The 11,435-nt window shown below is 57.0% G+C and carries 11 protein-coding genes; 4 read left to right on the top strand and 7 right to left on the bottom strand.

Annotation, left to right across the window (positions count from 1 at the left end; genetic code table 11):
• On the top strand, positions 1-405 hold a 405-nt coding region (locus L463_RS08200), incomplete at its 5' end, for a diguanylate cyclase (RefSeq protein WP_032673208.1).
• Positions 406-503: 98 nt separating this feature from the next.
• Here the strand turns inward: L463_RS08200 and L463_RS08205 are convergent.
• Positions 504-2,003 (bottom strand): aldehyde dehydrogenase family protein, encoded by a 1,500-nt coding sequence (locus L463_RS08205; protein WP_032104042.1) that lies wholly within the window; start codon positions 2,001-2,003, stop codon positions 504-506.
• A 241-nt stretch (positions 2,004-2,244) separates the two neighbouring features.
• On the opposite strand from L463_RS08205, the gene feaR reads away from it, so the two are divergent.
• Positions 2,245-3,153, top strand: coding sequence for a transcriptional regulator FeaR (gene feaR / locus L463_RS08210; RefSeq protein ID WP_023296551.1), 909 nt, complete (start codon positions 2,245-2,247; stop codon positions 3,151-3,153).
• Here the strand turns inward: feaR and L463_RS08215 are convergent, their stop codons facing one another.
• The 3 genes from L463_RS08215 to L463_RS08225 are packed head-to-tail and all read right to left on the bottom strand — an operon-like array spanning position 3,154 to position 6,306.
• The gene (locus L463_RS08215) at positions 3,154-3,471 is read right to left on the bottom strand and encodes a YdbL family probable chaperone protein (protein WP_023296550.1); all 318 of its coding nucleotides are present in this window, start codon (positions 3,469-3,471) and stop codon (positions 3,154-3,156) included. It abuts the gene before it with no gap.
• Positions 3,472-3,478: 7 nt separating this feature from the next.
• Positions 3,479-3,670: a YnbE family lipoprotein gene (locus tag L463_RS08220; RefSeq protein ID WP_003857369.1), complete on the bottom strand. Its 192-nt coding sequence runs from the start codon at positions 3,668-3,670 to the stop codon at positions 3,479-3,481.
• Positions 3,667-6,306 carry a YdbH family protein gene (locus L463_RS08225; protein ID WP_032104044.1) on the bottom strand — a complete coding sequence of 880 codons (2,640 nt, stop codon included), beginning with the start codon at positions 6,304-6,306 and terminating at the stop codon, positions 3,667-3,669. The genes L463_RS08220 and L463_RS08225 overlap by 4 nt, the downstream gene beginning before the upstream one ends.
• Before the next feature lie 210 nt (positions 6,307-6,516).
• Between L463_RS08225 and L463_RS08230 the strand changes: the two genes are divergently transcribed.
• A complete protein-coding gene (locus L463_RS08230; protein ID WP_017384525.1) occupies positions 6,517-7,506 on the top strand; it encodes a 2-hydroxyacid dehydrogenase in 990 nt (329 codons plus the stop codon).
• A gap of 178 nt (positions 7,507-7,684) precedes the next feature.
• On the opposite strand, the gene L463_RS23655 is transcribed toward L463_RS08230, so the two are convergent.
• Both L463_RS23655 and L463_RS08240 read right to left on the bottom strand, forming a co-directional pair.
• Positions 7,685-7,858, bottom strand: coding sequence for a GnsA/GnsB family addiction module toxin (locus L463_RS23655; RefSeq protein ID WP_006808842.1), 174 nt, complete (start codon positions 7,856-7,858; stop codon positions 7,685-7,687).
• A 305-nt stretch (positions 7,859-8,163) separates the two neighbouring features.
• On the bottom strand, positions 8,164-8,442 hold the full coding sequence (locus L463_RS08240) for a YdgH/BhsA/McbA family protein (protein ID WP_003857380.1): 279 nt from the start codon (positions 8,440-8,442) through the stop codon (positions 8,164-8,166).
• Between the two features lie 227 nt (positions 8,443-8,669).
• On the opposite strand from L463_RS08240, the gene L463_RS08245 reads away from it, so the two are divergent.
• Complete coding sequence (locus L463_RS08245) at positions 8,670-9,260, top strand: DUF4142 domain-containing protein (RefSeq protein WP_032104045.1); 591 nt, start codon at positions 8,670-8,672, stop codon at positions 9,258-9,260.
• 74 nt (positions 9,261-9,334) lie between these two features.
• Here the strand turns inward: L463_RS08245 and L463_RS08250 are convergent, their stop codons facing one another.
• The gene (locus L463_RS08250; RefSeq protein ID WP_032673207.1) at positions 9,335-11,431 is read right to left on the bottom strand and encodes a pyrroloquinoline quinone-dependent dehydrogenase; all 2,097 of its coding nucleotides are present in this window, start codon (positions 11,429-11,431) and stop codon (positions 9,335-9,337) included.
• Positions 11,432-11,435 lie beyond the last annotated feature (4 nt).

The raw sequence follows: 11,435 nt of genomic DNA, 5'->3' as shown, positions 1-11,435 counted from the left end.
GGCAAACGCTTCGCGGTGCTGATGCTGGATGTCGATTACTTCAAACTGTATAACGACACCTACGGTCACCAGGCCGGAGATGCGTGTCTCGCGCGGGTGGCAGAGGTGCTGAACACCTCGGTGCGCACGCCAGAGGATGTGGTTTCGCGCTACGGTGGCGAGGAGTTTGTGGTGATCCTCTTTGACTGCGAAGAAAGCGTTGCTGAGAAAGTCGCCGCGCGGATCCAGGCTGGCCTGCGCAACGCAGCCATTCCGCACAGCGCGTCGAAGGTTAGTGAATGTGTGACGGCGAGTATGGGCATTGCAGGCTATACCGCAGGGCTGGCCGGCCCGGAAATCATCGCCCGCGCCGATGCGGCGCTGTACAGGGCGAAGGAGGCCGGGCGGGATCGGTGGTCGCTGTAAGTTACGCCGGGTGGCGCTGCGCTTACCCGGCCTACAAAACCAACCTTTTTCCTCCATCCCGTAGGCCGGGTAAGGCGTAGCCGCCACCCGGCGTTTTTTTAATACCGCACACACACCGACTTGGTTTCACACCAGCCGTCCAGCCAGTCGGGGCCGAAATCGCGCCCGGTGCCGGACTGCTTCATGCCGCCGAACGGCAGGTTGGCGTCTATCAGCGTGTGGCTGTTCACCCACACTGTTCCGGCCTGTAACCTGTCGGTATACGCCAGCGCTTTACTGATGTTCTGCGTCCAGACGCTGGCCGTTAAGCCATATTCAGTGTCGTTCGCCAGCTGAAGCGCCTCTTCCCCATCGGCCACACGAACCAGGTTCACCACCGGCCCGAAGACCTCTTCACGCGTCAGTCGCAGATGATTATCCGGGTTGACCACCAGCGTTGGCGAAACGTAATAGCCTTTGCCGTCTGGCCCCCGGTTCCCGGCGATCAGCTCCGCATTGTGCGCCTTCGCCTCATCCAGGAACGCCTGAACCTTATCGCAGTGGGCGCGCGACACCAGCGGGTTGATAAACGCCTCCGGCGACATGCCCGGCCCGACGCTGAGGGATTTCACGGCCTGTTCAAACCCGCTGACCAGCGTGTCGAACAGCGGAGCCTCAATATAAATGCGCGAGCTGGCCGCGCAGACCTGCCCCTGGTTCAGGAAGCTGCCGGTCATCAGCCCTTCAATCACCCACGCCGGGTCGGCATCTTTCAGCACGATGGCCGGGTTTTTGCCGCCCAGCTCCAGCGTCACGCCCGTTAGCGTGTCCGCCGCCGCGCGGGCAATCTGCTTGCCCGTCGCCGTCGAACCGGTAAAGCTCACTTTGGCAATGCGCGGGTGCGAGGTCAGCGCCGCGCCACAGACGGCGCCACTGCCGGTCACCACGTTGAACACACCCTCCGGGATCCCCGCCTCGCTCGCCAGTTCCGCCACCCGTAACAGGGTGAGCGGCGTGGTTTCCGACGGTTTGATCACGATGGAGCAACCTGCCGCCAGCGCGGGCATCACTTTCCACATGCCAATCATCAGCGGGAAGTTCCACGGCACAATCCCCGCCACGACTCCCACCGGCTCTTTACGCGTCCACGCCTGATAACGCGCGCCCTGCGGCAGTGGAATCGAGAGATCGAGAGTTTTACCGGCAATTTTGGTGGTCAGCCCTGCCGTGTAGCGCATCCAGTTCAGGGTGCAGCCCACCTCGAAGGCGCGGGAAATGTTAATCGATTTCCCCTGCTCCAGGGTTTCGAGCTGTGCCAGCTCTTCGCCATGCTGTTCCACCAGATCCGCAAACCGCAGCAGGATGCGTTCCCGCTCTGCCGGCAGCCGTCCGGCCCAGCTTCGGGCGACAAAGGCGCGCCAGCCAGACATCACCGCACGATCGACATCATCGACGCTGGCATCGGCGGTGGTGGCGATAACCTCTCCGGTCGCCGGGTTGTAGACGTTCAGACGCTTTTCGCTATCGGATGCCGCCTGACGCCCTTCGATCCACAGGCCGTGCTGGCGATCTAAAAACTGCTGCACGCCCGGCAGGATGGCGACGTGTGATTCGGACATAGGATACTCCTTCGTTATGCTTCGCAGGGTGTGTATGCAGTCTAAGAGGGGATTCGCATTCCTGCTTTTGTCTGTGTGACATTCGCTTTGCCAGCTGTGACAGGGTCCGCAAATCGTGATAATTCCCGCTTATATCGCTGTAACCGTTGAGTGTTCTTTCCTATAGTCAGCCTCGTAGCCCTGACAAAATGCAACATAAATGCAACAATGCGAAAACAGTGACGGTGCAGCGAGAACATCAATGGCGTGTGCAAGCGAACAGGACATTTTTCAGCAGTGGCTGGCGCAAATTAACCAGGTTTGTGGGCGCTTTGCGGCACGTCCGTTAGAGGGGGCGTTTCTCGGCGAGCTGGAAACCAGCTACACCCAAAGTCTGAAGCTGAGCACGGTGACCGCCGCAGGCGTTAACCTGTTTCGCACCCGTCAGGAGATCAAAAACGGCAACGACGCCTGGTTCTACACCGTGTTTCAGCTGGAAGGCAGCGCCGGAATCGAACAGGACGACCAGCGCGCGATGCTGAAAGCCGGGGATATCACGCTGATTGACGCCTCCCGCCCGTGCTCCATTTACTGGCAGGAGCGTTCCCGCCAGATTTCGCTCCTGCTCCCGCGACAAATCATTGAGCAACACGCGCGTTTTCAGGAAGTGAGGTGCGCGCTGCCCCTCTCCCGCAATCTGCCTACCGTACAGCTGAGCTACCGACTGCTACAGGAGAGCATGGGCAATGCCGATCTCAGCGCCAGTGAAAGCGAAGCGGCGCTTGAGGCGATGGTGTGTCTGCTGCGTCCGGCCTTCCAGCAGCGTGACGAGGTGCTGCCGCGCAAGGAGCGTCAGTTCCGCCACGTTCTGTCCCTGATTGATGATCATATTCAGTCGGAGGCGTTAAGACCGGAGTGGATAGCTTCAGAGAGCGGCATGTCCGTGCGTAGCTTGTACCGCATGTTTGCCGGGAAAGGGCTGGTGGTAGCGCAGTATATTAAGAACCGTCGCCTCGATTTATGCGCTCAGGCGCTGCGTTCCATAAGCGATGACGAAAAGCTGGCGGGGATTGGCTACAGCTGGGGTTTCACCGACCATAGCCATTTTTCCACCGCCTTTAAGCAGCGTTTCGGGGTTTCGCCGGGCGAATACCGCAGGCGTTATCGCTAGCTATTTTTTCAGCCACTTGCCGTTAATTCCCTTCACGTACTCACCCGGCTGCGCGCGGGCCACCAGCTTTTGTCCCGCCATTTTCGCCACCTCGTCGACGGGTAAATTATTACTGTCAGCCAGCTGCTGGTAACTTTCCGTGCGTGCGGCGTTGATACGGTTCACCAGCGCCAGGGTTTCAGCGTCGTGCTGAACGGGCGCAAGATAGCCGCTCAGGGTTTCCCCTACGCGCCCCTGGGCACGCGCATCGTTGAGCGTAAGCGTGGCGGCGTGAACGTTCATCCCCAGCGCCAGTAACATCAGAGCAAATCGTTTCATGACATCCTCAGAACAGATCGCTGCGGGATTTCAGCAGGGCTTCAACGTCTTTATCCACCTTGATATGGATTTCATGCTCGATTTTCACGTTCATGTTGATGGTGATCGGCTCTTTGGGCGCCGCCACTTCAATGCGCGGCGTGCAGCCTGACAGCAGCGCGACGACGGCCACGGTGAGTACACCAGCCCTCTTTTTCATTGTTGTTCCTCACTTTCCTTGCCTGTCGAACCGCGGAGAAGGGGTATCGCCGCATGTTGCTCAAACCATGTTTGCAGATTGTCCCCAAAGCGCAGGCTGCGCCAGAGGGTAAAAATGTTCTCTTCATGGGTGTAATTCAGGTTTACGAAACTGCTTTTGCCTTCGACGCGGCTGGTGCCTTTAATGGCCGCCTGCATGGTTAACACACCCAGATTATCCACATTGAGTTTTGTCCACGACTGCGAAATTTCCATATAGCGGAGCCAGTTGATCGCCGCCCCGGCAACCATGTTGTCTTTCACAATGGCATCCGCCGTGTCCTGGTCGATGCGCAGCGTCATCGGCCCCGGGTTGGTCAGCCAGCCATCTTTAATGATCCATTTTTCATTGTCCAGCCAGAACGGCAGCGCGCCGCTCACCGGGCCGGACATGGCAAACTGCTTCGGATTCACCGCGCTTATCAGTTCGCTGGAGGAAATATTATCCACGCGCAGTAAAGCCGGATCGTGCTGCGGCATTCTCAACTGCTGCATGGTGATTTTCCCGCCGAGCGCTTCCACCTTCACGTTGGTGAGCAGGAGCGGGTTCGCTTCGGTCCAGGGATAATCGCCCTGGAGATCCGCGGTGATATTTCGGGCTGTGACCAGGTTTTTCACCTCGTCGATTCGTAACGTTACCGGCCCGCGCGTGCCCAGCGACCAGGTACCCTGGCTTAAGCGGAACGGAAGAACAAAATCCACGCCGTTGATCTCGTTATCCGGCATCCACGCGCTGCCCGCTTTCAGCACCCCGTGCCCCCCTGCCTCAAACCCCTGATCGGGCGCCGCAGAGAAAGCCACCTGCGCGTACATTTCGCCGCCGCGCAGGGTCATTTTCCAGTCTGGCGGGATCAGCGGCTGAAACACCGTAAGAGACTGTTTTGGCCACCAGGCCTGACCGCGAAGGCGTTCGCCGTCCCAGCGTCCATTCACCTGGACCGGGCCGATGTCGTCCGCATGCAGGTTCCCTTTAAACTGGAACACCGTCGGGTCTGTCCCGTCAACGCTGAAGGTCAAAACGGACGGCGGCAGCACGCTTCCGCCTGAAAAGCTTGTTTGCCCGGCGTTAAGCGCGAGCGCGCCGCTAAAGGTGGGGTTATCCGGGTCCCGCGACCAGCGCACCGGGTGATCCAGCACCAGGCGCGGCTTGCTGACCAGCATCGTACCGTACTGCAATTTGTCGAACCCCGTGGAAAGATCGGTCAGTTCGATAACGTTGTCGCGCCACTCCCCGGTTCCCCGGACATCCCAGCGCGCGTTCATTGGCGTGAAATTCCCTTTACCCCAGTAGCGCCACTGCCACAAACCGTTGTCCGGTAAAAAGTCGTTAGCCTGGCCGTCCAGATGCAGCTCAAAATCGCCCATCTCGTTTTCATGCGCCCGCAGAATGGCTTGCAGGCGGCCGTCCACGCCCTTCTGCGTGAGCTTCACGCCCGCCAGCGGCCAGCGGATCTCATCGATATCCAGCGAGTCGATGATGCGCCCGCGCGAGCGCAATAAAGCGCCGGGTTCAAACGTAAGCTGCGGATCGTAAAGGCTGCCGGTCAGCATCGCCGGGAGCCTGGCATACAGGATCAGATCGTTTTGCTTGGCTTCCCCGCTCAGGTGCAGCGGCATAGCGCTGTTATCCATACTGAGCGAGCCGGGACCGATATTCAGCACCGCGTTGCCCTTCCCCGCATCCCCCTGGGTCAGCACGTTGAACCGCCCCGTGAAGGTGGCTTTCTCCAGCCCCTGCTGCCAGTTATCCACTTTCAGCCCGACGCGTCCGCTCATTGGCACGTCGGAGGCTAACCAGTTCCAGCGTCCGTCGCTGATGGTCAACTGCTGAGCGGTGATCTGCCACGGTAAATCGAGCAGCGGATCGGGGTTGTCCCGCGCCATGACCACCAGCTGGCCCTGATTGTCCTCCCAGTCCAGATCGGCATCGACCAGCGAGGATAACTGTGGCACGTTAAAGGTCGCGACCGTATGCCCTTTCACCGGCACGCCGTCCGGCACCAGCGGCAGGGTAAATTCACCGACCAGCTTCACGGGCTGCGGCTGATCCGGCAGTTGCACATCGAACTGGCTGATGGAGAGGGTCTGGCCGCGCAACTGCCCCTTAATGCTCACCTGCTTGCCGTTATAGGTGATGTCCTGGCGGGCTGGCGTCAGTGAGGCATGCAGCTCACCCTCCCACTGCTGCCAGGGAGAAAGGGTAAAGCGATGGATGGTCAGCCAGGTGTTGGGCAGGATGGCCTGCCACTGCGCCAGCGTTTTCGGCGCCACCGTAGATGGCGCCGATTGCGGTAATTTGCTCAGGCAGACAGAGTTAAGTTCAAGTGCGCCAATATCCAGATCCCAGCGGCTGGGGTGTGACAGAGTCACGTTTTCCACGCGGGCAATTTCACACTCTTCTACCAGATAGCGGAGATCGGGGATGATCAGGGCGTGGCGCGTGAGCCGTGGGCTTTTTTCAAACGCGATGCGCGTTCCAACGGGGAGCCAGATCCCGGCGAGCGTGGGTACCCACTGGGCGAGCGTCATCAGCAGCGTCAGCGGCACAAGAAATAGCAGCAGTAATAGCGCGATTGCGGCTTTGTATTTACCCTTCATGGGCAGTTAATATCCTGATTTTGCGAAAAAAATAAGCCGTTCTTGCCGCTCATTGTCGCATGTTTAGCCAGTCAGTTGAAGGTAATGCCATTTTTAAGAGTAGATGCTCTACAATAATTCATAGAACTTATTGATTTCAATGAATTTTGAAAAATTGTAAGATAATTTTAAACATGCTAACGTGGTTCCAAAATCACTGGAGAAAGTCTTATGAAACTCGCGGTATATAGCACAAAGCAGTACGACAAAAAGTATCTGCAACATGTTAACGAGACGTACGGTTTCGATCTTGAATTTTTCGACTTTCTGCTAACTGAAAAGACGGCTAAAACCGCCCACGGCTGCGAAGGCGTGTGTATCTTCGTTAACGACGACGGTAGCCGACCGGTGCTGGAAGAGTTGAAAAAACAGGGCGTGAAATACATTGCCCTGCGCTGCGCGGGCTTTAACAACGTCGATCTCGATGCCGCCAAAGAGCTGGGTCTGAAGGTCGTTCGCGTCCCGGCCTATTCTCCGGAAGCCGTGGCAGAACATGCGGTCGGGATGATGATGTCGCTCAACCGTCGTATTCACCGTGCCTATCAGCGAACCCGTGATGCTAACTTCTCTCTGGAAGGGCTGACCGGCTTTACCATGTACGGTAAAACCGCAGGCGTCATCGGTACCGGCAAAATTGGCGTGGCCGCCCTTCGCATCCTGAAAGGATTTGGCATGCGCCTGCTGGCGTTTGATCCGTACCCAAGCGCCGCTGCGCTGGAGCTGGGCGTGGAGTATGTCGATTTGAAAACGCTCTTCTCGCAGTCTGACGTTATCTCCCTGCACTGTCCGCTGACCCCGGAGAACTATCATCTGCTTAACCAGTCGGCGTTCGACCAGATGAAAGACGGCGTGATGATCATCAATACCAGCCGCGGCGGGCTGATCGACTCTCAGGCGGCTATCGAAGCGTTGAAAACGCAAAAAATCGGCGCGTTGGGTATGGATGTGTATGAGAACGAACGCGATCTGTTCTTTGAGGATAAATCTAATGACGTGATCCAGGACGACGTGTTCCGTCGCCTGTCTGCCTGTCACAACGTGTTGTTCACCGGACACCAGGCGTTCCTGACCGCCGAAGCGCTGATCAGCATTTCGGAAACCACGCTGGGGAATTTGCGTCAACTCGAAAAGGGAGAAGCGTGCCCGAACGCGATAGTGTAAGCCTGGTAACCCGGGTGGCGGCTACGCCCTGCCCGGCCTGTGGATTGCGTTAATTGTAGGCCCGGTAAGCGCAGCGTCACCGGGCTTTTTGGCTTCAATCCTGCCACGCGCAGGATAGTCTTAGCTGACGTTTGCCGTTCTGATTTATCCAGTGTCCCGAAACAGGTAATAATTTCGCTTAAATAAGTTTGATTTTTACCTCATACCCCTCGAGGCCTGTCATGGCTTCACGAGCGATAAACTCAATTTCAGACACTTCCTGCCCTGTTTTTTTACGTAACTCTGAAATTTTTTTGGTTATAAGCGCTGAAATTTCTTCTTCTGCCTTTTGCGTCAGTGCGTCAACGTTCATGTTTACCTCTTGCAACCGTTTACTGTTTCCATTCTCCAGCAGGCGACAGCTAACGATTAACTGCCTTTCACCATAACTGTATGTAAAGAGTAGACTATCTGTGTAACGTATGCTGCCGTCGCATTTAAATATGCATTTAGATTGCATTATTTAAACAAGGTGTTATTGTCCCAAAGCCTTAGAGCACAAAATAGATAAATATAAGAAAAGCTTTGACTCACACTCGCCCCGCATCAGGGGCATTTTTTTGGCTGTCTGTAAGCAAAAAACCCGCCAGAAGCGGGTTTTTGTGTTATTTGAGAAAATTATTTAAAGACTTCTGCGACGGCCTGGAAGTTAGGGCCATGCTCGCGGGCAGCGATGATGACGTAGTATTTCCCGCCCTTCTCGTCTGCCAGTTTTGAGAGTTTTTGATGAAGATCTGAAGGTGAAGAAATTTGTCCACCTGAAGCCCCTACAGATACATTACCAAGGTATTCAAGCTTGAAGTGGTGCGCTTCATCCTTGGAAATCATATCTGCCGCAGATGCGCCGAAGCTTGCTACTGTTAAAGCCAATACACTCCCTAATAGTGCTTTTTTCATATCATTCCTCCTGTTGATGAATCTATATATTTAACATTAGCAGCAAATATGTAAATGATCCGTATCAATATTGTAGAAGGATTGAGCATCACGACCAGCCATCACTGACCTGAACAGCGGGTACAGCAGGTTCATCTACTATACTGACCTGTGCAGTCGCCATTTATCTGCCGGTTGCGCCTGAAGCAATTGAAACTTACCTGTACCATGACCATCAGGAGAACAATATGCACACGAGTAAAACCCTGAAAAGGCTGCTAGCCGTATCAGCAGTTGCAGCAATGTTCAGCACCGTTGGCGTACAAGCCCAGACAACCAGCGCCGCGCAAACTCAAACTGCGGGCCAGGCTCAACCGGACGCCAGACACAGCTCCGGCGACGAGAAAGCATTGAAGGACATGGCGCAGGCCAATATCAACGAAGTTGCCGCCGCCAGGCTCGCCCTCGACAAGGCCCAAACCAGTGAAGTGAAAACATTCGCCCAGAAAATGGTCGACGATCACGGCGCCGCGCTGACCAAAGTCAAGACCGTTGCCCAGAAAAAGGGCGTGGAGCTGCCGACCGAACCAGACGCCGCGCATAAAGCCCTGAACTCAAGGCTGGAAAACCAGCGCGGTGACGCTTTTGACAAAATGTATATGGAATATGCTGGCGTGAAGGACCACGAGAAGGTGCTGTCGAAGCTTAAAAGCGACGCCAGTAAAATCGACGATCCAGATGTGAAGGCTCTGGCCAACGAGCACACTCCGGTCGTTGAGCAGCATCTGAAGTCCGCCGAGCAGATGTCAGCGCGTGCTGGCGCATCAGCCGATAAATAACGCGTCGGTAAAACAACTACTGCAAAATAAAGTGGGGCCCGCAGGCCCCACGCTTATTTCCCCTTCCTGCTGAATTATTCCGGCAAGGCGTAGACCACCACCTGATCGCCCACCTGATCCTTCAGGATCGTATTCCCGCCTGCCACGAAGGCCACATACTGGCGACCTTTATATTCATAGACGGACGGGTTCGCTACCGCCGGAGCTTCGGCCTGATCGGACCACAGCTCTTCACCGCTCTCTACCGAGTAGGCACGCACTTTGGCATCCATTGAAGCACCGATGAAGATCACGCCGCCCGCCGTCACTGCCGGACCACCAATGGTAGGCGAACCCCAGCTTTCCGGCATGAAGAAGCCATACTGCTGGGAGGCGCCAACCGGACGACGCCATTTCACATCGCCCGTGTGCATGTCCAGCGCCACGATTTCACCAAACGGCGGTTGCCAGCACGGCATGCCCAGCCAGTTGCTCGCCACCAGCAGACGCATACCGTACGGGGCGCCTTCCTGTGGGGCAAAGCCGCTTTCGTTGCCGGAGTCTTTGTCTGCGTTATCGTAATCCTCACGGCTGTACAGCTTCACGTACTGGACGATATGCGAGGTGTTGACGATGGCGATCTGTTTTTGCGGATCGAACGCCACCCCGCCCCACTGGACGCCGCCGGCGCTATCGGGATAGGTGAGCGTGCCTTCGCCTTTGGTGGTCGGCGGGGTATACATTCCTTCATAGGTCAGGTTATCCCACAGGCGGGAGCACTGGCCGCCACCGACGATATCCGCCAGCTTCCAGATTTCCGGTTTTTTCGACTGGTCGAGCAGCGGCGCGGGTTTGGTCGGGAATGGCTGCGTGGGCGAGAGAACTTCGCCCTGGACCGACCCATCACCCTGCGGAACCGGACGTTCTTCGATTGGCCATACGTCCTCCCCCGTCAGGCGGTTAACCACAAACAGGAAACCCTGCTTGGTGGCCTGCACCAGCGCCGGGATCTGCTTGCCGTCTACGGTGATGTCCATCAGCGTCGGGGCGGAGTTGATATCGTAATCCCAGACATCGTGGTGTACCCACTGACGGGACCAGACCACTTTACCGGTGTTGATGTCCAGGGCGGTGGTCGAGGTGCCAAGCGGAATAGCGTCTACGCGGTTGCCGCCCCAATAGTTGGGAGACGGCGATGAGACCGGGAGATAGACCAGCCCGTTAGCCTCGTCGGCGGACATGTGCGTCCAGACGTTGGCGGTACCGGTACGCTTGCGGATCTCTGCCGGGATCGCCTCAAAGGTCCACTCAAGCTTACCGGTCTGGGCGTTGACTGAAAATACGGTGCCCGGAGGGGCTTCGGCATAGGCCCAGTCCTTCCCGGCCCAGCCCACCAGCAGATGGTTGCCGACAACGGTTGGCGGTTGCAGGACAGAGAGCGGATACTTCGCGTTAACGGTGTTCCACTGGTTCAGATCCAGCACGCCGTTGTTCGCAAAGCCGCTGCACGGTTTGCCTGAATCGGCGTCCAGCGCAAAGAGCTTGCCGTCAACGGTGCCCATATAGACCATCTTCTGGCATGCCTCACCTGTCACCGGATTTTTGGCCTGCCAGTAGGAAACGCCGCGATTTTTCAGCACCGGCTGGGTCAGCGCCTTGCGCGACGATTTGGTGTCATAGTGCCACTTCTCTTTACCCGTCCCCGGATCCAGCGCAATCAGGCGATCGAATGGCGTGCCGATGTAGAGCGTATCGTTGGCGAAAATGGGCGTTGCGGACCAGACGGTAGCTGGCGTATCGCCTTTACCGTCCGAGACGTCGCCGGTATGGAACTCCCAGACTTTCGTTAATTTCCCGACGTTATCCGCCGTAATTTGGGTCAGGGGACTGTATTTCTGCGCGTTAAGCTGGCCGTGGAAGCTGTCCCAGGTGGCGGTGCCGGACACCAGCGGCGTCGCTGGCTGGCTGGCCGAGGCGACTCTCTTTCCATCACCGTTGCCGGTTGAGGCATCGTCGGTGGTTTTTGTGGTTCCGGGCGCCTGCTGATCGGCCGCATCAATGTTCAGTGATTCCTGGGTCCCCTGCGAGGCTTCAGCGGCCTTATCCTGCGCCTGTAGCGCGAGCGGAGCGACCAGCAGCGCCAGCGCCGTCATGCTGACTTTTATGAAGGGATAATGCTTATCGTTGTGCACGGGC

Origin of the sequence: Enterobacter sp. BIDMC 27 (assembly GCF_000534415.1) — a bacterium.
Classification (GTDB): domain Bacteria; phylum Pseudomonadota; class Gammaproteobacteria; order Enterobacterales; family Enterobacteriaceae; genus Enterobacter; species Enterobacter hormaechei_C.
The sequence above is the reverse complement of the archived record's forward strand: the minus strand, read 5'-3'. Positions and strand labels throughout refer to the sequence as shown.